Annotated in this window: 22 protein-coding genes and 1 pseudogene; 5 read left to right on the forward strand and 18 right to left on the reverse strand. The window is 60.1% G+C overall.

Going from position 1 to position 23,390, the window contains the following annotated elements; all coding sequences use genetic code 11:
• Positions 1 to 14: 14 nt before the first annotated feature.
• The 4 genes and pseudogenes from ISN39_RS11125 to ISN39_RS11140 all read right to left on the reverse strand — a co-directional run.
• Positions 15 to 1,298, reverse strand: a pseudogene (locus ISN39_RS11125) (aldehyde dehydrogenase family protein); the annotation flags it as partial.
• A gap of 402 nt (positions 1,299 to 1,700) precedes the next feature.
• Positions 1,701 to 2,012, reverse strand: coding sequence for a hypothetical protein (locus ISN39_RS11130; RefSeq protein WP_194727541.1), 312 nt, complete (start codon positions 2,010 to 2,012; stop codon positions 1,701 to 1,703).
• Between the two features lie 104 nt (positions 2,013 to 2,116).
• Positions 2,117 to 2,539, reverse strand: coding sequence for a secondary thiamine-phosphate synthase enzyme YjbQ (locus ISN39_RS11135; protein WP_074068991.1), 423 nt, complete (start codon positions 2,537 to 2,539; stop codon positions 2,117 to 2,119).
• A 13-nt stretch (positions 2,540 to 2,552) separates the two neighbouring features.
• Entirely contained in the window at positions 2,553 to 2,906 is a 354-nt protein-coding gene (locus ISN39_RS11140; RefSeq protein ID WP_074068992.1) for a DUF1428 family protein, read from the reverse strand.
• Positions 2,907 to 3,264: 358 nt separating this feature from the next.
• On the opposite strand from ISN39_RS11140, the gene ISN39_RS11145 reads away from it, so the two are divergent.
• From ISN39_RS11145 to ISN39_RS11155, 3 genes are all read left to right on the forward strand, one after another.
• The gene (locus ISN39_RS11145; protein WP_022714285.1) at positions 3,265 to 4,263 is read left to right on the forward strand and encodes an ABC transporter substrate-binding protein; all 999 of its coding nucleotides are present in this window, start codon (positions 3,265 to 3,267) and stop codon (positions 4,261 to 4,263) included.
• Between the two features lie 116 nt (positions 4,264 to 4,379).
• Complete coding sequence (locus tag ISN39_RS11150; RefSeq protein ID WP_074068994.1) at positions 4,380 to 5,267, forward strand: proline/glycine betaine ABC transporter permease; 888 nt, start codon at positions 4,380 to 4,382, stop codon at positions 5,265 to 5,267.
• Positions 5,260 to 6,291 (forward strand): glycine betaine/L-proline ABC transporter ATP-binding protein, encoded by a 1,032-nt coding sequence (locus ISN39_RS11155; protein WP_194727542.1) that lies wholly within the window; start codon positions 5,260 to 5,262, stop codon positions 6,289 to 6,291. Before ISN39_RS11150 ends, ISN39_RS11155 begins: the two co-directional genes overlap by 8 nt.
• On the opposite strand, the gene ISN39_RS11160 is transcribed toward ISN39_RS11155, so the two are convergent.
• The 13 genes from ISN39_RS11160 to dnaG all read right to left on the reverse strand — a co-directional run bounded on the left by ISN39_RS11160 (position 6,288) and on the right by dnaG (position 20,601).
• Positions 6,288 to 6,686 carry a DUF427 domain-containing protein gene (locus ISN39_RS11160; protein ID WP_194727543.1) on the reverse strand — a complete coding sequence of 133 codons (399 nt, stop codon included), beginning with the start codon at positions 6,684 to 6,686 and terminating at the stop codon, positions 6,288 to 6,290. The two genes, ISN39_RS11155 and ISN39_RS11160, sit on opposite strands and share 4 nt — an antisense overlap.
• A gap of 69 nt (positions 6,687 to 6,755) precedes the next feature.
• Positions 6,756 to 7,646, reverse strand: coding sequence for a DMT family transporter (locus ISN39_RS11165; RefSeq protein ID WP_194727544.1), 891 nt, complete (start codon positions 7,644 to 7,646; stop codon positions 6,756 to 6,758).
• A 71-nt stretch (positions 7,647 to 7,717) separates the two neighbouring features.
• Positions 7,718 to 8,524, reverse strand: coding sequence for an AraC family transcriptional regulator (locus ISN39_RS11170; protein ID WP_194727545.1), 807 nt, complete (start codon positions 8,522 to 8,524; stop codon positions 7,718 to 7,720).
• Between the two features lie 64 nt (positions 8,525 to 8,588).
• Positions 8,589 to 8,753 (reverse strand): hypothetical protein, encoded by a 165-nt coding sequence (locus ISN39_RS11175; RefSeq protein ID WP_194730275.1) that lies wholly within the window; start codon positions 8,751 to 8,753, stop codon positions 8,589 to 8,591.
• An 81-nt stretch (positions 8,754 to 8,834) separates the two neighbouring features.
• Positions 8,835 to 9,974: a DUF930 domain-containing protein gene (locus tag ISN39_RS11180; protein WP_194727546.1), complete on the reverse strand. Its 1,140-nt coding sequence runs from the start codon at positions 9,972 to 9,974 to the stop codon at positions 8,835 to 8,837.
• Positions 9,975 to 10,141: 167 nt separating this feature from the next.
• Entirely contained in the window at positions 10,142 to 10,435 is a 294-nt protein-coding gene (locus ISN39_RS11185; RefSeq protein WP_022714277.1) for a GYD domain-containing protein, read from the reverse strand.
• Positions 10,436 to 10,657: 222 nt separating this feature from the next.
• Positions 10,658 to 12,712, reverse strand: coding sequence for an RNA polymerase sigma factor RpoD (rpoD, locus tag ISN39_RS11190; protein ID WP_022714276.1), 2,055 nt, complete (start codon positions 12,710 to 12,712; stop codon positions 10,658 to 10,660).
• Between the two features lie 450 nt (positions 12,713 to 13,162).
• A complete protein-coding gene (locus ISN39_RS11195) occupies positions 13,163 to 13,510 on the reverse strand; it encodes a GFA family protein (protein ID WP_194727547.1) in 348 nt (115 codons plus the stop codon).
• Between the two features lie 9 nt (positions 13,511 to 13,519).
• Positions 13,520 to 14,557 carry an L-threonine 3-dehydrogenase gene (gene tdh, locus ISN39_RS11200; protein ID WP_092585140.1) on the reverse strand — a complete coding sequence of 346 codons (1,038 nt, stop codon included), beginning with the start codon at positions 14,555 to 14,557 and terminating at the stop codon, positions 13,520 to 13,522.
• Between the two features lie 170 nt (positions 14,558 to 14,727).
• The gene (locus ISN39_RS11205) at positions 14,728 to 15,915 is read right to left on the reverse strand and encodes a glycine C-acetyltransferase (protein WP_194727548.1); all 1,188 of its coding nucleotides are present in this window, start codon (positions 15,913 to 15,915) and stop codon (positions 14,728 to 14,730) included.
• 288 nt (positions 15,916 to 16,203) lie between these two features.
• Positions 16,204 to 16,665, reverse strand: a complete 462-nt coding sequence (locus tag ISN39_RS11210) for a cupin domain-containing protein (protein ID WP_194727549.1) — start codon at positions 16,663 to 16,665, stop codon at positions 16,204 to 16,206.
• A 100-nt stretch (positions 16,666 to 16,765) separates the two neighbouring features.
• Positions 16,766 to 18,622, reverse strand: a complete 1,857-nt coding sequence (gene recQ, locus ISN39_RS11215) for a DNA helicase RecQ (RefSeq protein WP_194727550.1) — start codon at positions 18,620 to 18,622, stop codon at positions 16,766 to 16,768.
• Positions 18,622 to 20,601: a DNA primase gene (gene dnaG, locus ISN39_RS11220; RefSeq protein WP_194727551.1), complete on the reverse strand. Its 1,980-nt coding sequence runs from the start codon at positions 20,599 to 20,601 to the stop codon at positions 18,622 to 18,624. The genes recQ and dnaG overlap by 1 nt, the downstream gene beginning before the upstream one ends.
• Positions 20,602 to 21,128: 527 nt before the next feature.
• Here dnaG and ISN39_RS36265 point away from each other — a divergent pair.
• The gene (locus tag ISN39_RS36265) at positions 21,129 to 21,350 is read left to right on the forward strand and encodes a BrnA antitoxin family protein (protein ID WP_246763186.1); all 222 of its coding nucleotides are present in this window, start codon (positions 21,129 to 21,131) and stop codon (positions 21,348 to 21,350) included.
• 570 nt (positions 21,351 to 21,920) lie between these two features.
• On the forward strand, positions 21,921 to 22,778 hold the full coding sequence (locus ISN39_RS11230; RefSeq protein ID WP_074069006.1) for a hypothetical protein: 858 nt from the start codon (positions 21,921 to 21,923) through the stop codon (positions 22,776 to 22,778).
• A gap of 2 nt (positions 22,779 to 22,780) precedes the next feature.
• Here ISN39_RS11230 and ISN39_RS11235 read toward each other — a convergent pair whose 3' ends face one another.
• Positions 22,781 to 23,233: a GatB/YqeY domain-containing protein gene (locus ISN39_RS11235; RefSeq protein ID WP_039845442.1), complete on the reverse strand. Its 453-nt coding sequence runs from the start codon at positions 23,231 to 23,233 to the stop codon at positions 22,781 to 22,783.
• Positions 23,234 to 23,390: the final 157 nt, after the last annotated feature.

A 23,390-nucleotide genomic window follows, 5' to 3' on the forward strand; every position in this document is an offset into this window, starting at 1 on the left:
CGCAAGCCCTTGGCTCAGCGCGGCATCCACCAGCCCGTCCGGGCGCCGATATGCATGTTGAGCGTCTTGGTCTCCGTATAGTCTTCCACCGCATGCCGGCCGAGTTCGCGACCGAGGCCCGATTGGCGATAGCCGCCGAAGGGCAGTTCCGCCGCACCATCCATGAAGGTGTTCATCCAGATCGTGCCGGCCCTTACCTTTCGTCCGATCGTCAGGCAGGTGTCGAAGTCGCGGCTCCAGACGCTGGCCGAAAGGCCGTAATCGACGGAGTTCGCGATGCGGACAGCATCCTCCGCAGTCTCGAAGGTCAGCACCGAAAGCACCGGTCCGAACACCTCCTCGCGCGCCACCGCCATCTCCGGCTTGACGCCGGAAAGGATTGTCGGTGCCATGTACTGGCCAAAACCGAAGTCGATATGGCTGCCGCCAAGCGTGACATTCGCACCACTGCCCACGGCGGCGGAAACATAGCCCTGAACCTTCTCCAGATGCTGCGGCGTGATGATCGCACCCACCTGCGCCGATGGATCCAGTGGATCGCCGACCTTCACCTTTTGCGACAGCGCCGCCACCCGCGACGTCACGTCGTCGGCGATGTCGCGATGCAGGATCAGTCGCGATCCGGCATTGCAGCATTCGCCTGCATTGAAATAGGCGCCGAAGACGGCGGCATCGACGAAGGCGTCGAGATCGGCGTCCGGAAACACGATCTGTGGATTCTTGCCGCCAAGCTCCAGCGACACTTTTTTGAGCGTCTTTGAGGCGTTTTCCATCGTCAGCCGGCCGATGCCGGTCGAGCCGGTGAAGGAGACCATGTCGACATCCGGATGCCCGGTCATCGTCGCGCCGACGGCTGCACCCGTGCCGACGATGATGTTGACGACGCCCGCCGGAACGCCCGCCTCCATCAGGATTTCGCCGAGCACGAGGGTCGAGCCGGAGGTGAGTTCAGATGGCTTGGCGACCGCCGTGCAGCCCGCTGCAAGCGCGAAAGGCAGCTTCTGGCTGACGATCAGGAACGGGAAATTCCAGGGCGTGATGATCGAGACGACGCCGACGGCCTCCCGCAGCACGACGCCGAGCGTTCCCTCGCTTAGCGTATTGTGCCCGTCACAGACGCCGAAGGCAACCGCGTCGTTGAAGCAGACCGCAGCCGTCGGAGGGGCAGCAAGCCGCATCGCCGTCCGCGGCCTTAAGCAGAGGATTGCGGCATTCACCTTGGCGCGCGTCGTTTCGTTAACGAGCGAGCTTCCCTGCAGCACGAGCGATACGGTCGACTTTGAAACGCCGGCGGCATTCGCAATGTCGATAACGGTCACCCGCTCCCTGCTCATGATTGCTCCTCCAAGACTATCCAAATTTGTCAGGAAATGAATTGCAGCGCAGTCACACCGTTCTCGGATCCGTTTGGAACGTTCTAAATCAAGGCGATAAAGCCCTGTAAAAAATGCATCCCCGAACACAAAAGCGTACCGGAATTGACAAAAGTGCACTTTGCAGCCGTACTCGACGGTACTAATGAAATGAGCGTCGCTTCTTCTTTTCCCCGAAGCGGCCTAGAACTCAGCCTCGCCCGTCGCGAGGCTTTTTTCATTTAGCGTCCGCCCGGCAATAAAAAACCGCCCTTGCCGTGATCCGAGAAGAATTGGCAAAGGCGGTTCTTGTGCCGCCGCGTCTGAAAGACCGGCGGCTGCTACTTTTTAACGGCGGATCAGCGGGCAGCCACGGACATTCGCGAAGGTCATGCGGTCCCAACCACGGCGGTCACGGCCGGCAACGACGACGCGGCGCGGTGTGACATTGACGACGCGCACGTCGCGCAGGCCGGTCCAGCGAGCCGCGCGGACAGCCATGACTGGCGAGCAACCGCGGTAGACCGGTGGCGGACGATGATACTGGACGTCGATGACAACACCGCGCTCCGGGCCTGCTGCGGCAGCAGTCGAGAAGCTGGCGGGGATCGAAGCAATGGCAAGCAATGCGGCAAACGATGCCTTGGCAATGTTGGTCATCGGGTTTTCCTAGTTTCAAAGAACGATCGAACTCCCTACCGGGGATGATTCGACAATAGAGGGCTAAAACTGAATGGCGTTCGAATTGCGTATTCAGGTTCGGTTCAGGCGCTGACATGCAGCACGATTTCGCGACGATGAGGACGGTCGCGATGCTCGAAGAGATAGAGCCCCTGCCAGGTGCCGAGCACCATCTTGCCGCTCGTAACAGGAATACCGAACGAAACCTGTGTCAGCGCCGCCTTGATGTGGGCAGGCATGTCATCCGGACCTTCGGTCGTGTGGACAATCCAGCGCATCGATGGGTCCGATGACGGCGGCACGAGCCGGCGGAAGAAGGCACTGAGATCCGTCCGCACATCCGGGTCGGCATTTTCCTGGATCAAGAGCGAACAGGAGGTGTGGCGCAAAAAGACGGTGAGCAAACCTTCGTCCACGCCGGTTGCGCGGACGAAGCCAGCCGCCTGGTCGGTGAATTCATAGAGGCCCTGCCCCCGGGTTGAAACGGAGATGATCGCCTGGGGCATGGAACTCCCTTTTTCAAAGTTCAACGACAGTTTCGAAGCCGCCGTAGATCATTCGCTTACCATCAAAGACCGTTTTCCATTCATCGCCCTGCAGGCGTGGATCGGACATGACCTTGGCCACTATATCGTCGCGCTCCGTCCTCGATCCATAGACGATCCAGGAAAACCCTACCACTTCGTCTTCCTTCGCCATCACCGCACGCGGAAACGAAGTGAGTTCGCCATAGGGCACGTCGTCGGCAAGGCACTCGACATATTTGAGCGCACCATGCTCTTTCCAGATCGAGCCGGCGAAATTCGCCAACTTCTTGTAAGCCTCGATATTGGCTTTCGGAACAGCCACGACGAATCCATCGATGTAAGGCATTGTCGTTCTCCTAACTTCGTTGACGATCATAGGACGGATGGCGAGCGCGAGGCCCGACACTATAGGTGAGAAAATATGCGTGATCCGCCGATTTCCAGCCCCGCGGCGTCCCGGTCTTGGCAAGATCAGGCAAAAGACGCGTTTCTTTCTGAATGATCCGCTTGGCACAATTTGCGTCCCATTGGAACGATTGTTCCGATCACCTGACCAGCCATTGAAAGAAAACGTCAATGCGCCATTTTTTGACGCAAACGGAATGGCGCATGGCGCATGAAAGCATGCTCAATAGGCTTGCTGGCGGACGCGGTGCCGCAGGCGCCCGGGTTCACGTCACACCGCGACCAGAGGGAACAAGAAAATGAAAGCACTTTTGGCTTCAACCGTCCTTGCAGCTGGCCTGATCGGCCTTTCGAGCACGGCTTCGGCCGCGGAGTGTGGCAACGTCACCATCGCCAGCATGAACTGGCAATCGGCCGAAGTTGCCGCAAACCTCGACAAGATCATCCTCGAGGAAGGCTATGGATGCACCGCCGAGATCGTCAGCGGCGACACGGTTCCGACGCTCACATCAATGGCTGAAAAGGGTGAGCCGGATGTCGCACCGGAAGCCTGGGTAAGCCTCCAGCCGGAACTCGTGAAGCGCGGCCTGGAAGGCGGCAAGGTGGTCGCTGCCTCGAAAATTCTTTCGGACGGCGCGATCCAGGGATGGTGGATCCCCAAATACATCGCCGAAGCCCATCCAGACATCAAGACGATCCCTGATCTCTTCAAGCATCCCGAACTCTTCCCTGCTCCCGAAGACAAGAGCAAGGGCGCCGTCTTCAATGGCCCTCAAGGCTGGGGCGGAACGGTCGTGACCTCGCAGCTCTTCAAGGCCTATGGCGGCGACAAGGCCGGCTTCACGCTGGTTGATACCGGCTCGGCAGCCGGCCTCGACGGTTCCATCGCCAAGGCCTACGAAGGCAAACAGCCCTGGGTCGGCTACTACTGGGCCCCGACCTCGCTCCTCGGCAAATATGAGATGGTGAAACTCGGCTACGGCTCCGAATACGATGCGGCGGAATGGAAGCGCTGTACCTCGGTTGCCGATTGCCCCGATCCCAAGCCGAACGCCTGGCCGGCCGACGACGTTCAGACGCTCGTGAGCAAAACCTTTGCCGATCGCGCCGGCCCGGCCATGGACTATCTCAACAAGCGTGCCTGGACGAACGACACCGTTAACAAGCTGATTGCCTGGATGACCGACAACCAGGCTACCGGCGAAGACGGCGCCAAGCACTTCCTCAAGGAAAACGAAGCCCTGTGGAAGGAATGGGTCTCTCCGGAAGTCGCCGAGAAGATCAAGGCTTCCCTCTGATCCCTCATGATCCGCAAGCAGGCGGTGCTTGACATCCAGGCACCGCCAGCCCGATCCTTTTGCGCGACGGCCATAAGAAGAACGGGCCGCCGCCGCTTTAGCCATGGGGAACTAACATGGACTGGCTCTGGAAATTTCCGACAATGGATGCCGACACGCTGCGCGTTCTCAAGAAGAACGTGGACGAAGGCTTTCGCGCTTTTACCCGCGCTTACGGCGACAGCATCGAAGGGCTGTTCAGCCCGCTGCAAAGCTTTCTGATCTGGGCTGAAAGGCTGCTCACCGGCACGCCCTGGCCGCTGGTGATCTTGGTCGTCGCCGGCATTGCCTGGCTTGGAAGCCGCAATTGGAAGATTGTCATCGGCTGCGCCGCGACGCTTCTGCTGATCGGCTGGTTCGACATGTGGGAAGACACGATGAAGACCGTTTCGATGATCTTCGTCTGCACGCTGCTTTCGGTCGCGATCGGCATTCCGATCGGCATCGGCATGTCGCGTTCCAACCGGCTCCAGAATGCCGTCAATCCGGTGCTCGACGTCATGCAGACCATGCCGAGCTTCGTCTATCTGATCCCGGTCGTCATGCTGCTCGGCATCGGCCGCGTGCCCGGCGTCATCGCCGTCGTCATCTATGCCTTGCCGCCGATGATACGCCTCACCAATCTCGGCATCCGCATGGTCGACAAGGACGTGCTCGAAGCGGCCGACGCCTTCGGTTCATCGAGCTGGCAGAAGCTGCGCAACGTCCAGCTTCCATTGGCGTTGCCGACCATCATGGCCGGCATCAACCAGACGATCATGATGGCACTCGCCATGGTCGTCATTGCTTCGATGATTGGCGTCCAGGGCCTCGGCCAGCCCGTCCTCAAGGCCATCGCCAACCAGTACTTCACCCTCGGCGTCTTCAACGGTCTCGCCATCGTCGGCATCGCCATCATCTTTGACCGCATCAGCCAGGCCTATGGTCTCAGGCTGCAGAAGCACCGGGAAATCGTGCATGGCTAGTCAGTCGATTGAAATACGCAATCTCTACAAGATTTTCGGTCCGCGTGGCGGCGATTTCATCGAAGCCGTCACCAAGGGCATGTCGAAAACCGAGCTCAACAAGGAGCACGGGCATGTCCTCGGACTGAAGGATATCAACATCTCGATTCCCGGCGGCAGCATCACCGTCATTATGGGGCTTTCCGGTTCCGGAAAGTCGACGCTGATCCGCCACGTCAACCGTCTGATCGACCCGACAGCGGGCGAAGTGCTCTATGGCAATACCGACATCTGCAAGATGAGCGAAGAGGAACTCCGCGAGTTCCGCCGCCGCAGGACGGCGATGGTGTTCCAGAAGTTCGGCCTGCTGCCGCATCGCAACGTGCTGCAGAACACCGTCTACGGACTGGAAATACAAGGCGTGCCGAAGGGCGAGCGCGAAGAGCGTGCGAATATCTGGATCAGGCGCGTCGGGCTCGACGGCTTTGCCGGGCATTATCCGAACCAGCTTTCGGGTGGCATGCAGCAGCGTGTCGGCCTTGCCCGTGCACTCACCAACGATGCCGAGATACTCTTGATGGACGAGGCCTTTTCCGCCCTCGACCCGCTGATCCGCGTCGACATGCAGAGCGTGCTGCTCGACCTGCAGAAGGAACTGAAGAAGACCATCGTCTTCATCACCCACGATCTCGACGAGGCATTGCGGCTTGGCGACAAGGTCGCCATTCTGCGCGATGGCGAGCTCATCCAGCAGGGCTCAGCCGCCGATATCGTGCTCAATCCCGCAAACGACTACATCGAGGCCTTCGTCAAGGAAGTAAACCGCAGCCGCGTCATCCCGATCGAAGCGCTGATGGAGCCGCTCAGCAATCCCGCAAGCGACACCGTGATCCGCATCCCCGGCAAATCGACCGTGGAGGAAGGTATGCGGATGATGACCGAAAGCAACGTCACGCACGCGACCGTCACCGGCGCCGATGGCCTGCCCGCAGGCCGCGTGTCGCTGGAAGGTCTCGTGCGCTGTCTTGTCGGGACGGGACACTAAAACTCGCCGGCCTCAGGCGCCTGCAGTTCTTCGATCGAATCGACGCGATCCGGATAGAACGCCATACGGTCCTTGATTTCGCGCATCGCCGCATGCGGGTTTTCATAGGTCCAGATGGCGTTCTTCGCGCGCTCGCCGCCAGGCGTGATGCTGTAATAGGAAGCCTCGCCCTTGTAGGGGCAATAAGTAGAGTGGTCGGTGCGTTGAAGCAGCGACATGTCGACATCCTTGCGCGGAATATACTGCACCGGCGGATAGGAAGCCTCGCGCAATGTCAGCGCATCGCGCGTATCAGCGACGATCTTGCCGTCGTGCTTGACGACGACGCGCGCTGGATTGTGGTCTACGGTGATCGGATGATCAGGCCCGGGAATCTTGATCGGCTTGTCTGACATGAGCGTTCGCCTTCGAAAGATTGCACTGTCCCTACATAGGGTCGTACCCGGCGCTTCCCAAGGGGTCCGTCACGCGCGCCGCACCCGGGCAAGTGCGGAAAAGCCGAGCCCCAGAACGGCGGCGAGCACACAGGCGACGCCGAAAATCTGATGGAGGCCGACCGGCTCGCCGAGCAGAACGAAGGCAAAAATGACGGCGGAGACCGGAGCGATTGCAGTAAATAGCGAAGCCTCGCTGCCGCTGACGCGCTCTAAGCCCGCGTACCACAAGATGAAGCCGCCGACGGTGGGCACCAGCGCATAATAGACGACGGCCGAGAGCGCCGCTCCCGAAAAACCGCTTGCGGCATGGCTTTCGAAGAGAGCCGGAATGCCGGCAACGAGGAAACCGATGCCGGTCATCAGCGCCGACTGCGTGAGCGGCAGGATCTCGCTCTGCATGCGCTTGTTGAGAAGAATGAACAGCCCCTCGCAGATGACGGCGCCGAGGATCAGCGCATTGCCGGCCAGTGAGCCGCCTGCGGATGCGCCTGGTGTCACCGCGACCCAGAAGACGCCGAAAGCAGCAAGCGCGATGGCAACCAGCAGGAAGCGGTGCGGCCTTTCGCCGAGAATGAGGATCGAGATCACCGCCGAGACGACCGGCAGCGTGCCGATGATGACGCCGGCATTCGTCGCCGACGTCAGCTGCAGGCCGGAGATCAACAACGTCGTATAGCCGACGCTGCCCGCCCCTGCCTGCGTCACGAGGATGAGCCAATCGTGGCGCGACAGTTTCGGCAGCCGCGATCGGGTGAGCTGCATCAGAAGCAAGAAGAAGGGGAATGCCGCAGCGAAACGCAGTGCCGTTGCCGTAAACGGCGGAAGGCCTGATGCGATGATCTTGCTGGCGATCACCGTGCTGCCGACCGTGATCATCGCCAGCGTCAGATAGATGTAGCCCTGAAATGCTTTTGTCATGGGATTCTCCGTTTCGATGGACGAAGAAAACCGCAAAGACGAAGTAGCTTCTTGAACGAAATTGCAGGCCGTCAGGCAAGTGCCGTGGCATAGACACGCGGCGTGAGGCCGTATTTGGCAGTGAAGACGCGTGTCATGTGGCTCTGATCGGCAAAGCCGCTGGCCAAGGCGGCTTCGGCAAGCGGCGTGCCGGAAGCGATCAGGCGGCGGGCCATGTGGATGCGCGCCTGGACGAGATAGGCATGCGGCGTCATGCCGGTTGCTTTCGCAAAACCGCGCAGCACCTGAAACCGGCTAAGGCCGCTTTCCCGCGCAAGATCGGCAAGCGAGACATTGGCGAGGGGATCGCCGTCGATCAGGCTCTGCGCCTTGCGGATCGTGCCCGGCGCCATACGCGCCACGTCCGGCATCGGCTGTTCGCGCATCACATCTGCAACAACGCCGAGGAGCAGTTCTTCGCGTGCAAGGTCATCCTGCGTGGAACTGCGGGTGATTGCGGCAAAGAGGCTCGCGAAGCGTGCTGCAAGGACGCTGTTTTGAATAACGGGGCGCGGAATTTCCGAGCGCATCATCCTGCTTTCGCCGGCATCCTGCGCGAGATCGCCGATGATCGCCGGATCGAAATAGAGGATGCGCCACGACCGCCCCTCGCCGATCGGTGCGCCGTCATGGACCTCGTTCGGATTGACGGTGATGAGATCGCCGGCTTCCGCCTCGACCATGCCGCGCCCGCTCAGCGACTTCTGCGCACCGGAGACTATCAGGCCGATGCCGAATTGTTCATGCGTATGCCGTGCGAAACTGTGGCGGGTTTCCGCTTCCACGGCCTCCACCCCGGCCATCGCCGAACGGTGCATTGTGAACTGACTTTTGGCCACGCAGCGTCTCCTTCCGGCCGGACTCTGCCAGCGGCAGGCGAAGCACGCAACGTCTTTGCCGAGATTAGTGAAGTGTTTCAGGCCAGATTTCGTCGGAGAGAATTTTCAGGGCGTCGTCGAGCGCTGCGACCAGAATATCGGTCAGCTCATCACCCTTGTTTTCGAGGAACGCCAGGCTCGCGGCCTCGTCCTGCATTTCAAAGAAGCGCTCGATCTCGTTCGACATCATCGTCCTTTCATTCACCGGAACATTCAGCGATGAAAGCAGACTAGGAGAGCTCACTTGCGCAGGGCTGGTGCGAGCCCCGTGTCAGAACTCCGGAAGATTACGGCTCCGCCACAGGCTGGGCGGGATCGGATCGCCGACATCGACGGCAAACGAGACGATCCTGGTTACGCCCTCGTCCACCTCGCAGCGGAATTGAACGTCGTACCAGCCCTCGCGCGTGCGGAAGGCACCGCGCCGGACATCGAGCACCGTACCGCGGGGCAGCGCGTAAGTGGGGACCATCACCGGATTGTAAGCGGGCGATCCGTGAACCAGTTGCTCGAGAAGCTCGGTGCTGCAAAGCTGCGCGGCGCGCCTTCCGCGCGGCATGTTGCCCATGGCGGTCCGGGCGATCGGATCATCCGTTTCGTTCTGCGAGAACAGCGTCTTTGCTTCCTTCAGCTCGGTAGGCTTTTCAGCCTTCGTCGTTTCCGTCTGGTCGATCTTGGGCTGGTCCGCAGGCTTTGCCTGTTCGAAGCCGATTTTCGCCTGGTCTCCTGCGCCAGCCGCAGGTCCGTTCCTCTGCGGGTCGATATTGGCCACATCAACCTGAGGCAGATTGACATCGTCCGGCACCGGGTTTGCCGGTGGCTGGTCCGTGGCGGGAGGCTTTGCCGCGGCCGTTTCGGCAGGCTTGGGCTCATCCGGTTTCGGCTCGTCGGGCGGCGTCACCGGTGGCTCGCCAGCCTCCGCCGAAGCATTGCCCGCTTCGGATTTGCGCGGGCCACTATCCTTGTCGCCAAATTCGAAGACGGGCCTCAGGACGGGCATTCTCTGTCCCTTCCCCTCCTTGTCGGAGGGATCGTTCCTGGCTTCGGATTTCGGCGGTTCGGACGGCTTCTCTTCCGGCTTGGCATCCGGCGGAGGAGGTGGAGGAGGAGGTGGTGGTGGGGGCGCTGGCGGTTTCTGCTCAGCCTTCTCCTCGATCTTCGGCAGTTCGGGAGGTTTCTCAGGCGGCTTTTGCTCTTCCGCCTTCTTTTCCTCGGCCTTCTTCTCCTCCGGCTTCTTTTCCTCTTCCGGCGGAGGCACGAGATCGACGTTCACCGTCTCCTCTTCCGGCGGCTGCGGCGTCTTTTCAGGCAGCTTCACAAGGAAAAACGCAACGACGGCAATATGCAGCGCGATCGAGGCCGCGACACCCCAACTGATCTCTCTCCAGCGCTTTGCGACGATCTTCTGCATGCCCGCGAATTATGCTCTCCGACAAGGTACGGATGTGGCCTTTTAAGAAGGCAGCATCAAGCCGCAAAACAAAAAAGTCCTTTGCCGCGCGACCGAGCTTAGGCCGCGCGGCGGATCGTCCACATCTTTTCACCTTCACGAGGCTGCGATCCGCAGGCCGATCGCCGCTAGCCGAGCGAGCCTATGATTTCGCGATAGGCAGCCTCCGGAAACGCCTTTAGCGTTTTCGTGCGAACGTTGCCGGCCGTCGCAAGCTGCAGCGTGAACCGCGCCATCACCGCGTCGTCCGGCGCCTCGCATATGGAGACCATGTCGTATTCACCCATCGTCAGAAAGAAATCCTTGAAGGAGCCGCCCATCTCGCCGAGCGCCTTCTTTGCCGCGTCCAGCCTTTTTGCCGAGTCGCGTGCACTGCGAACGCCTTGATCCGTCCAGTTGATAAGCATGACGTAAGTGGTCATTGCACACCTCCCTACGGAGGGTTTTGGTCCACGCAGGTATGTGGCGACCTTCGCTCACGCGCTGCGGCCGGTTCCGTCCCCCGTATCATCCGGATTATACCATTGAGCTGCGCGGAAAGCGACGGAATGTCTGGGAACCCAAAAAGAAAGAGCCGGGACGAACCCGGCTCTTCGATCATCAATCAGTCAACCGCAAGGCTGTCATCGCAGCCGGTACGGCTCTTAGCTGTCCAGGAAGCTGCGGAGCTTTCTGGAGCGGCTCGGATGCTTGAGCTTGCGCAGCGCCTTCGCCTCGATCTGGCGGATACGTTCGCGGGTAACCGAGAACTGCTGGCCGACTTCCTCGAGCGTATGGTCCGTGTTCATGCCAATGCCGAAGCGCATGCGCAGCACGCGTTCCTCGCGCGGCGTGAGCGAGGCGAGAACACGCGTCGTCGTCTCGCGCAGGTTCGCCTGGATGGCGGCGTCGATCGGCAGCAGCGCGTTCTTGTCTTCGATGAAATCGCCGAGGTGCGAATCTTCCTCGTCGCCCACGGGGGTTTCGAGCGAGATCGGCTCCTTGGCGATCTTCAGGACCTTGCGGACCTTTTCGAGCGGCATTGCGAGCTTTTCGGCCAGTTCCTCCGGCGTCGGCTCGCGGCCGATTTCGTGCAGCATCTGGCGGGACGTGCGGACGATCTTGTTGATCGTCTCGATCATGTGCACCGGAATGCGGATCGTGCGCGCCTGGTCGGCGATCGAGCGGGTGATCGCCTGGCGGATCCACCATGTCGCATAGGTAGAGAACTTATAGCCGCGGCGGTATTCGAACTTGTCGACCGCCTTCATCAGGCCGATATTGCCTTCCTGAATGAGGTCGAGGAACTGCAGGCCGCGGTTGGTGTACTTCTTGGCGATGGAGATGACGAGGCGAAGATTCGCTTCGACCATTTCCTTCTTGGCGATGCGCGCTTCGCGCTCGCCCTTCTGCACCATGTGCACGATGCGGCGGAATTCCGAAATCGAGATGCCGGTTTCCGTGGCGAGGTTCTGGATCTCCTGGCGGATGTCACGGATCGTCGTGTTCTCGCCCTTGGCGAATTCCTTCCAGCCGCGCGCAGCCAGATTGCCGATCGACTTCATCCAGTTCGGATCGAGCTCGGCACCCTGATACTGCTCCAGGAACGAGTCGCGCTTGACGCCGTAGGATTCAGCCAGACGCAGCAGGCGGCCTTCGTTCTGAACGAGGCGCTTGTTGATGTCGTAAAGCTGCTCGACCAGAGCCTCGATGCGGTTCTGGTTGAGTGACAGCGACTTGACGGCCTTGATCAGCTCGTCCTTGAGTTCCTTGTAGCGGCGCTCTTGGGCAGAAGACAGCGTGCCGGTCGCGGCAAGGCGCTGCTCGACCTGCTGGTCCTGCAGTTTGCGCAGCTTCTTGTAGGTCTCGGCGATGAGGTCGAGCGTCTCCATGACCTGCGGCCGCAGCTCTGCTTCCATGGCTGCGAGCGAGAGGTTGGATTCGTCTTCGTCCTCTTCCTCTTCTTCCACGGGCATGCCTTCGCCGCCAACATCGGTGATGTCGTCGTCGCCGGAACGCATGCGGCGGGTCTTTTCCTTCTCTTCGGCGGCCTTGCGGTCAGCCTCGATCTTTTCAGGGCTCTGGAACTGCGGGGCGGCCTTGGCTTCCGGACCGGAATAGGTCGTTTCGAGATCGATGATCTCGCGAAGCAGGGTCGTGCCCTCGTTCAGTTCGTCGCGCCAGATGATGAGCGCCTGGAAGGTGAGCGGGCTTTCACAGAGCCCGGCGATCATGGTTTCGCGGCCGGCCTCGATGCGCTTCGCGATGGCAATTTCGCCTTCGCGCGACAGGAGCTCGACGGAACCCATCTCGCGCAGATACATGCGCACCGGATCGTCGGTACGATCGGTCGGCTCCTTCTTCTTTGCCGTTGCAAGCGCGGTGCCGCCGGAAGGCGCGAGTTCGCCGCCTTCGCTCTCGTCATCGCCGCCCGCGTCGTCGTCGTCACCGCCGCTCTGGCCTGCCTCTTCGGCTTCTTCGTCTTCGATGACATTGATGCCCATATCGGACAACATCGCCATCGTGTCTTCGATCTGCTCGGACGTCACTTCCTCGGACGGAAGAACGGCATTCAGCTCGTCCATCGTCACGTAGCCGCGCTTCTTCGCGGCCTTGATCATTTTCTTCACCGCGTCATCGGAAAGATCGAGAAGAGGGCCGTCGGATGCGCCGTCGCGTTCGACTTCCGCTTCTTCGTTCTCTTTGACCTTGGTTACCATTTATATCGTCGCCTTCCTGACGCTATTCAAACTCGCTGCGGTGAACGGCCCTCGAAGCCTGAGTGCGCAAACCCAAGCCTCGAATCACCTTACCCACCTAACGGGATGACCTTTAATGCCCAATTAACCACGATCGCTGATGCCGGACGACAGAGCTTTAGTGCTTCGAAATTTCCGGCCATGGTTATGTGCGATCCGCCTCGACCCAGTTCACCGCTTATCAAGTCGAACGGTGATTCCCACAATTTTTGTTCGCGTCAAGCTTTTCCACTAAAAAAGCCGTCGAAAACACGGAAAAAGCCTTATCCACAGGCTGGGAACCGCTCAAGCGATTGCTTCGCTTAGATAGGATGTCACCGCAAGAAGACAAGGGGAGCAAGAATTCTTGCCACGGCAACGAGAGATCTTCCTGGTTTTTAGCTGCCGTTGCAGGATATCCGCCGCCCATCGCTATCGGAACGCACCATCGTAAGGCATGATTTCCAGAGAACCGAGATCGATCACGGGAATACAGCGCAGGTTGACCGATGCCATGGGATCGCCGTTCGGAAGAACGCCTTCGCCGTAGGGTGCAATACCGCAGTCGCTGCAGAAGTGATGTTTGATGACATGGTTGTTGAAAGTATAGGTCGACTTGTTTTCTTCCGGCGTCTGCAGCTTTAGCTTGTCGCGCGGTACGAAAGCAAGCAGGCCGCCCCGCCGGCGGCAGAGCGAGCAATTGCAATCGATCGCCGTCTTGAAGTCTCCGTCCACCTCGAATGCGATCTTGCCGCAATGGCAGCTTCCTTCGTAGATCATCGTTTTCCCCTAGTTCCAATCCATCACGACCTTGCCGGAATTGCCTGAGCGCATCGCCTCGAAGCCGTCCCGGAATTCGTCGATCTTGATACGGTGCGTGATGACCGGCGACAGATCGAGCCCGCCTTGCACGAAGGCGATCATCTTGTACCAGGTCTCGAACATCTCGCGACCGTAGATGCCTTTGAGGTTCAGCATCTTGAAGATGACCTTGTTCCAGTCGATCTCGAAACCAGCCGGCGCGATGCCGAGGATTGCGATCTTGCCGCCATTGTTCATCTTGTCGATCATGTCGCGGAAGGCGGGTGCTGCACCCGACATTTCCAGGCCGACGTCAAAACCCTCCGTCATGCCGATCGCCTTCATGACATCGGCAAGGTTCTCCTTCGACGCATCGACGACGTAGTCGATGCCGAGTCTGCGCGCCAAATCCAGCCGGTGCGGGTTGATGTCGGTGATGACGACTTTGCGGGCGCCGGAACGTTTGGCGACGAGCGCGCCCATGATGCCGATCGGGCCTGCACCGGTGACGAGTACGTCCTCGCCGACGAGATCGAAAGAAAGTGCTGTATGAACCGCATTGCCGAAAGGATCGAAGATCGCGGCGATCTCGTCCGGGATGTCGTCCGGGATCGGCACAACATTGGCTTCCGGAATGCAAACGAACTCGCCGAAGGAGCCGGGACGGTTGACGCCGACGCCAAGCGTGTTGCGGCAAAGGTGCCCCCTGCCGGCGCGGCAGTTGCGGCACTTGCCGCAGACAATATGGCCCTCGCCGGAGACCCGCTCGCCGACATGGTATCTGGTGACGGCGGAACCGATCTCGGCGATCTCGCCGCAGAACTCATGACCGACGACCATCGGCACCGGAATGGTCTTCTGCGCCCACTGGTCCCAGTTCCAGATATGGACATCCGTACCGCAGATCGCCGACTTCTTGACGCGGATCAGAACGTCGTTCGGCCCGACCTCGGGAACCGGGACGTTTTCCATCCAGAGCCCGACTTCCGGTTTCGACTTGACCAGCGCCTTCATCATATTCGACATTCGAGGTTTCCCGTCTTGTAGTGCCTAGCTTCGCTGTTTCCCTTCTCCCCTCGGGGAGCACGGCACACCGTTAATTGCTCTTCTTCCATTCAGAGCGTCGCTGACGCTTCGGCCCCTCATCTGTCCTTTTGCATCTTCTCCCCGCCGGGGAGAAGATGGAGCAAGCGGCGTCAAATGACGCCCAGTTCCCTGCCAGCTTCCGCGAAAGCCGCAACCACGCGCCCGACATCCGCCCTGGAATGCGCCGCCGACATCTGCGTGCGGATGCGCGCCTGGCCCTTAGGCACGACCGGGAACGAAAAGCCGATCACGTAAACACCTTTCTTCAGCATCAGCGCCGCCATGTCCTGTGCGAGCTTGGCATCGCCGAGCATCACGGGAATGATCGGATGCCCCTCGCCCGCCAGCGTGAAACCGAGCTTGGTCATCTCCGCGCGGAAGAGCGCAGCATTCGCTGAAAGTTTTTCGCGCAATGCGTTGCCGTTCTCGATCAGATCAAAGACCTTGAGCGAGGCGGCGGCAATAACCGGTGCAAGCGTATTGGAAAAGAGATAGGGCCGCGAGCGCTGCCGCAGCCATTCGACGATCTCGGCCTTCGCCGAAGTATAACCTCCCGAAGCACCGCCGAGTGCCTTTCCGAGCGTGCCGGTGATGATATCGACACGGCCTTCGACGCCGCAATGTTCCGGCGAACCACGGCCATGCCTGCCGACGAAGCCGACGGCATGGCTGTCGTCCACCATGACCATGGCGCCGTATTTCTCCGCGAGATCGCAGACACCTTGCAGGTTGGCGATGATGCCGTCCATCGAGAACACACCATCGGTCGCGATCATCTTGAAGCGGCTGCCTTCGGCCTTCTTCAACTCTTCTTCCAGCGCCTTCATGTCGTTGTTGGCATAGCGGAAACGCTTGGCTTTGGAGAGTCGCACGCCGTCGATGATCGAGGCATGGTTCAGCGCATCGGAGATGATCGCATCCTCCTCGCCAAGCAGCGTCTCGAACAAACCGCCATTGGCATCGAAACAGGAGGAATAAAGCAGCGTGTCCTCCATGCCGAGGAACGACGAAATGCGGGATTCGAGTTGCTTGTGCTCCTCTTGCGTGCCGCAGATGAAGCGGACGGAGGCCATGCCGTATCCATAACGGTCGAGTGCCTTTTTGCCCGCCTCGGCAAGCTCGTCGTTATCCGCAAGGCCAAGATAGTTGTTGGCGCAGAAGTTCAGCACGCGCTCGCCGGAGGCGATGGCGATTTCGCCGGCTTGCTTCGAGGTAATGACGCGCTCGGACTTGTAAAGGCCGGCATCCTTGAGCGCGGAGAGTTCGCCGCGCAGATGTGAGATGAATTGCGAGGTCATTGACGGTCTTTCTTCCGATGCTTCCGACTGTCGCCGAGTTAGCATATTGCCATCGGCTTGTCTTGTTCAGCGCTGAACCGAAACCAGCAGGAAGCAGCCTTCCGCAGCACGATGGAGCTGGCACGCACAACACCGCCCTTGATTTCGCCGATTGACCTCGCTCGGAATTGCCTCCTTCGTCAACGGCCATGTCCTGACCGTCGATTGCGGCATGACCGTCAGGATGTGAAAACTGCCCTTGCGGCTAGCTTCACCCGGTGGATGGACTGCAAGATGCCGATCTTGATCCTAGAGTTCGGCTTCCATTTCGACGTCAACAAGTCCGAAACGCTTCTGAATGGGAAAGATGGCCTCCGGCGTGCTGGCGCCGGTGCGTTCGAGTTCCATGAAGAAATGTTCGAAACCACCGGGCGTTACGACGGCCATCATGCGCCCTGTCGCATCGCTGATGTTTTTCCACGCATGCGGCACGTTCGGCGGCAGAACAACAGTGGTGCCCAAAGGCGCATCGATCACCTCGTTGCCGCACCAGAAACGATAGGCTCCGGCAATCACGCGGAAAACCTCGGTCTCCCGCGTATGCATGTGCGGCGCCGGTCCTGTTCCGGGCGCCGAAAATGTCTCCCACATGCCGAGCACGCCACCGGTTTCTTCTGTCGTCGCATGAATAAAGACCTGCCCGTCGTGCAGATGTCTAGCAATCCGCTCACGCCCGGGCAACGAAACCACCGCTCTGTTGAAAATTGTCATTGAAGCTCCCCCGGACTTTAGGGGAAACATATCAGAGGTCTGGCACGCAGAACATCACCCGATTGCATTAGACAGGCCCTTGCAACCGCCCCATTCCGGTCTAGTCGTCGTTTGCCAGAATGACGTCCAGAAACGCATCGCCATAGCGCTCAAGCTTCGATTGCCCTACGCCCGAGATGTTCAGCAGCTCCTTCCGGCTCCTTGGCCGCTCGGTGGCGAAGGCGATCAGCGTCGTGTCGGGGAAGACGACATAGGGCGGAACGCCGAGGGATTTGGCGATCGAGGTACGTTCGGCCCGAAGCGCTTCGAAGAGAAGGCCGTCGGCGCCGGAAAGGCCGGAGCGGCGCTCGCTACGTTCGGCTTTTTTGGTGCGGCGTTCCGAGGCCGGGCGATCCTTGCGGAAGAAGACCTGGCGTTCATGCTTGAACACGGCACGGGCATCCGGCTCCAGCTTCATCGCGCCATAGGCCTCATGATCGATGCGGATCAGACCCATGGCAAGAAGCTGGCGGAAGACGGATTGCCAGATGCGGGCCGGGATATCCTTGCCGGCGCCGAAGACCGGCATGTCCACATGGCCGAAGCGCTCGGTCTTTTCATTGTTATTGCCGAGAAGCACATCGATCACATGGCCGGTGCCAAAACGCTCGCCGGTGCGATAGACGGCGGCAAGCGCCTTGATCGCCGCTTCCGTCCCATCCCAGGTTTCAACAGGCTTCAGGCAGGTATCGCAGTTGCCGCACTTGCCGGCATGCGCCTCGCCGAAATGCCCAAGGATCGCCTGGCGGCGGCAGGAAGCCGTTTCGCAGATGGCGAGCAGCGCGTTGAGCTTGCCGCGTTCGATGCGTTTGATCTCATCGGCCGCATTGCCCTCGTCGATCATGCGGCGGCGCTGGATGGCGTCGGACATGCCATAGGCCATCCAGACCTCCGACGGCAGGCCGTCGCGCCCAGCACGGCCGGTTTCCTGGTAATAGGCCTCGATGGAGCCCGGCAGGTCGAGATGGGCGACATAACGCACATTCGGCTTGTCGATGCCCATGCCGAAGGCGACTGTGGCGACGAGGCAAAGCTCTTCCTCTTTCAGGAACGCATCCTGATTGGCATCGCGCAGCGACCGGTCCATGCCGGCATGATAGGGAAGCGCGCGGATGCCCTGGGTGTTCAGCCAATCTGCCGTGTCTTCGACCTTGGCACGCGACAGGCAGTAGATGATGCCGCTATTGCCCTTGTGCCTCGAGAGGAACCGCAGGAGCTGCTGGCGCGGCTGATCGCGCTCAACGATTTCGTAGGAAATGTTCGGCCGGTCGAAGCTGGTGGTGAAAACCTTGGCGTTGTTCAGCGCCAGCCGTTCGATGATGTCGTCGCGGGTGTGCGGATCGGCAGTCGCCGTCAATGCAATGCGCGGCACGCCCGGATAGTGTTCTGCAAGCCTGCCGAGTTCGCGATATTCCGGACGGAAGTCATGCCCCCATTGCGAGACGCAGTGCGCTTCGTCGATCGCAAAGAGGGCGATCTTCGCACTACCGATCGTCTCTCTGAAGCCGTCCATGAGGATCCGCTCCGGCGTGACATAAAGAAGATCGAGCTGACCCGCCGAGAGTGCCCGGCGGACATTGACGAATTCCTCGCGGGTGAGCGACGAGTTGATCGCTGCAGCGCGGATGCCGAGCTGCTTCATCGCCTCCACCTGATCGCGCATCAGGGCAATCAGCGGCGAAACGACGATGCCGACGCCGTCGCGGCAGAGCGCCGGGATCTGGAAGCAGAGCGATTTGCCGGCGCCCGTCGGAAAGAGCACCACGGCATCGCCGCCTGCCACGAGCTGATCGATCACTTGCTGTTGCTTGCCGCGAAACGCGGGATAGCCGTAGACGCGCTTCAGGATAACGAGCGGGTCCCGGCCGTTGCCGAAGAGCGCACCTGCGGCCGAAAATGCCATGTCGCCGCCGTCCATCAGTGGCTAGCCGCGCCCTTCACGCGGCCGGAAAGCACACCGAAACCATCGATGATGGCTTCCTGGTTCTCCAGCCGGAGGCCTTCGAAATGAACTTCCTGCAGGGCGCGCATCAACTGGTCGATGACATCGCCGTCTCCGGCCTCTGTTGCCTCTGCAATCTCGCGTTCGAGCTCGATCTTCTGCCAGCGCAGCGCCTTGGCGCGCTTGTGGAAGGCAAGCGCCTGGCGGTAGCCCTCGCGGGCATCCTCCATGGCCGCCTCCTCCGTCGCGATCCAGAGGCGCGCGTTGCGAATCTGCTGCTCCAGGCTCTTAAGGAGCGCGCCGAAACCCTGCTCCTCCAGCCGCTCGATCAGGTATTCGCGCGTCAGATGCGGCCCGGCGACGGCCGCCGCAGCACCGAGCACACCTGACCATAGTCGCTGAAGCTCGCGGTTGTCGTAATCGATCGAGGCGATTTCGTCATACTCGTCCTTCATCAGGGCGGGATGATTGACGATGGTGAGCGCCAGCACGCTTTCGCGCAACGCCGGAATTTCCTGATGCCCGCGCACGAGACCCGAACGCGCAAGGCGCTCGGAAACGCCGCCGCCGGAGATGCGCGCGCCGCGCGCCTCCTGCCCGCCGCGTCCGCCGGGCCGGCCGCCGCGATCGAAGCTTCGGCGCTCGCCACGGTTTTGGAATTGCGGCTGAAAGAATGCGTTGAGCCGGTCCCGGATGTCCTGCTGATAGTGGCGGCGGACATTTTCGTCGACGATGACGGCGACCATCTGCTTCAGTCGGGCTTCGAGTTCGGCGCGCGCCTCCGGCGTATCGAATTTGCCCGCGTTGATCTCCCGGCTCCAGAGCATCTCGGCGAGCGGCTTTGCCTGGCTCATCACCTTGTCGAAAGGCGCACGGCCATCGTGGCGCACGAGGTCATCCGGGTCCTTGCCATCTGGCAGCAGCGCAAAACGCACGGTTCGGCCGGGCTTCAGATGCGGCAGCGCCAAATCTGCGGCACGGTTTGCGGCGCGGATGCCGGCGCCATCGCCATCGAAGCAGAGCACCGGCTGCGGTGTCATTTTCCAAAGCAGTTCGAGCTGGTTCTCCGTAAGAGCCGTACCGAGCGGCGCAACGGCATTCTCGACGCCGGCCTGATGCAACGCGATGACGTCCATATAACCTTCGACGGCGATGATGGTGCCGGCGCCGTCTGCGCCTTGGATCGCTCGCCGGGCGCGCGCGAAATTGTAGAGCACATTGCCTTTGTGGAAGAGCTCGGTCTCGTTGGAATTGAGATATTTCGCTGGCGCATCCGGCGACATGGCGCGGCCGCCGAAAGCGATCACCTTCTCCCGCGACGAGAGGATGGGAAACATGATGCGGTCGCGGAAGCGATCGTAGCTGACCGGCACGTCGGGACCATGGACCACAAGACCGCAGGCTTCGATCTGCTCCTTGGCAACGCCCTTGCCCGCCAGAAACTCCTTGAGCGCATTGCGGCTGTCCGGCGCAAAGCCGAGGCGGAAGGTGTCGATTGTCCGGCCCGTCAGTCCGCGGTCGCGCAGGTATGCCCGCCCCCGCGCGCCGTTCGCCGTCTGCAGTTGGTCCTGGAAGAACTGCGTCGCCAGTTCCATGACGTCCTGAAGCGAGCCGCGCTCCTTCTCGCGCTTTTCCATGACAGGATCGGCGATCGGCATGGCGACACCCGCCATATCGGCGATCTGCTGAACGGCTTCGGGGAAACTCAGGCCCTCAAGCTCGGTCAGGAAGCGGAAATGGTCGCCAGTGACGCCGCAGCCGAAGCAGTGATAGCGGCCCTTGCGGTCCTCGCAGTGAAAGCTCGGCGACTTCTCGCCGTGGAACGGGCAGCAGGCCCAGTAATCGCCGCGCGAAACATTGGTCTTGCGCTTGTCCCAGCTCACGCGACGGCCGATCACATCCGAAATCTGGACGCGGTCGCGTATCTCATCGAGAAAGGAATTGGAAAAGCGCATATGAACCTCTTGGCGAACCATCATATACGCAGGTTTGGCGGAACCTGCCATGAACTTCGGCGGAAAGACGCGCTATTCACAGGCTTGACGCCCTCGAGTTTGCATAGACGACGACGCATGCGTGCCTAGAAGCAGACGCATGCGTGCCTAGAAGCAATTGAACTTTTAGACGCAACATGGAGCCTGTTCACAAGCAGTTCTCGTCCTTCGAATGGGACGAAAACAAGCAGCGAGCAGATATCCATGAAACCTGGAACCGACTTTCCAAAAGCAGCGGCTGCATAGAACGAACCGCATCTGGAAAGAATCCGATCGACATGGAGGAGTTCGCACATGGGCAATCTCTCCGGTTCGCTCATGGTAATCGCGATCGTCTATACGCTGCGCGCTGAATCGTGCGGCACGCAAGAACGAGCGAAGAGCGTATCGTCAGGTATTCGGCTGAAGAGATCCAAAAATGATTGCACGCGGCGAAGACCGGACCGACCACGCCCGCGTCGACGCCATGACCGACGAGGACATCGAGCGTGCCATGGCGACGATTTCGACTGGGTGGATTCGTCGACATTGACTGGTCGAAGGCGGAAGCCGTTTGCCCGACCGCCAAGAAACCGCTGTCAATATGGCTGGACCAGGAGGTAGTCGATTTCTTCCAGGCAAGCGGCAAGGGCTATCAAACTCGCATCAACGCCGTCCTGCGCCACGATGTCCAGCCGCAGAAGGTTTTGAAAGATCGACTCCGAAAATAACAAAAAAGACAATCAAAAAAGCGTGACAGCTTGCGGCCGAGGGGTGCGACAACTGTGCACGCCGACCGCCGGTCCGCAATCCGAACAGACCAAACAGGGTCGCGGCAAGACAAGCCTCCCGACGAATAAAATCATTGATTATCAATCGATTAGCGCGCGTTTAAGAAGATGGCGGGATAAGCCTGGCGTTGTCCGTGCGCACCGTTCATTCGCATTTAACAAGCTCACGATCGAATTATTATATTTTTGTAATTTGAATCCTCTGCTGCATCGCAATACGCTCCTTCCCAACAAAGCGATCCCCGAGCGAGGCTCCATCCCTACCCCCGGCGCCGCCTCGCAAGGGTGCCTTTGCAAATACGCCGCTGGTTTGGGTTTCGGCCTGCGTCGCCAGCGACAAGCAAAGAGCAAGAAGGCAGGAGCGCCCCCAGCTCCTGCCTTCTTTACTTTTGGGCTTTAACCTTGTCGGTTAACTGACCATCGGAATTTTGCAGCATCCTTGTGCAAAGTAACATTGACAGGCGCGTCCTTCATAACAGATGGAATACGTGTGCCCGCCTGGAATGTTCGATGTCTATTACCGCAGAAAAACTTGCAGCCGATGATCGTTTTTTTGAAGCGGTATTACTCTGCGCTAATGAGATGCTTGCGATCTATCGCGAAAGCCCGCGCATTGCCTCGATCTTTGCCGCACAGCAGCGCTGGCTGATGGCGCATGCCGGATTTGCGCTGCACTACGGCTATCCAGACGGCATAAAGAAAGGGCTTTACTCCGGCCGCTTTGTCGAATTCGTCGTCGCCAACAAGATCGCCAGCCGCAATACCGCTGCCGCTTTCATGCAGGAAATGCTTGCCTATCGCTTCCTGAGGCCGGCAAGCGGCCAGAGCGATCGCCGCACGCGGCTGCTTGAGCCGACGGAAACGGCCGAGCAGCATTTCCTGAAGTGGCTGCTCGCCCATCTGTTCATCCTCGACGGACTCGATGGCGGGAAACGCTTCGAGCGGGCAAGCGCGGATCTTTCCACCATCGGCAAAATTCAACCGCTGATCGCCAAGGCGATCATCGAAACCGATGCCGTGCGCGATCCCGGCAGGACCTTCAATCTCTTCAACTGGGCAAATTCGGGCGGGCTGGTCATGGATTATCTGATGTCGCGCCTGCCGGGCTTCGATCGGTCGAAGGAGCACATGGCTCTTGGTCCGGTATCACTCGGCGAAATCCGTGCGCAATTCATGATTTCGAATACGCACCTGAAGCGCCTGCTTTCACAGGCCGCCGAAATGGGAAGCATCGGCTGGGAGGAGCCGCCGCGCAAGGGCGATCTCTGGCTCTCGCGCGGCTTCATTCTCGAATACTGGAATTATCAGGCCGCGAAATTCGCGGTCGTCGATGCTGCGGCCGAGGCAGTGCTCGGCCCGGCTGCATAGGCCTATTTCAGCAGTTCTTTGACCGTGCCGGACGCCTTGGCGAAGTCCATTTGGCCGGCATAGTGTTCCTTGAGCGCCGCCATGACCTTCCCCATGTCCTTCGGCCCCTCGGCGCCGGTCTCCTTGATGATGGCAGCGATATTCGCCCGCACTTCGGAGTCCGAAAGCTGCTTCGGCAGGAAGTCCTGGATCACAGTGATCTCGGCACGCTCTTTGGCAGCGAGTTCCGGACGGGCGTTCTCTTCGTAGATCTTCGCCGATTCGTCGCGTTGCTTCACCATCTTGGCGAGGATCTGCAGAATCTCGTCATCCGGAGCCTCGCCTTTGCCTGTGCCGCGATTGGCGATATCACGGTCCTTGATCGCCGCCTGGATCAGGCGGACGGTCGAGAGCCGTTCGGCATTCTTGGATTTCATCGCGTCCTTGAGCGCGGTGGCGACCTGATCGCGCAGCATTATCTTCACTCCTGTTGAATGGCGCTTCATAAACCAGCCCGATGGCAGGGATCAAATAAATTGCGAGATTTGCGCGAGAAAGCGAAGGAAAAGGCGGCCGATCCACGCTAGAAAGATTGACGCCGGGGCACAGCGCGGCTATCTACCGCCACCTGCA

The organism is Rhizobium sp. 007, assembly GCF_015353075.1.
GTDB lineage: Bacteria > Pseudomonadota > Alphaproteobacteria > Rhizobiales > Rhizobiaceae > Rhizobium.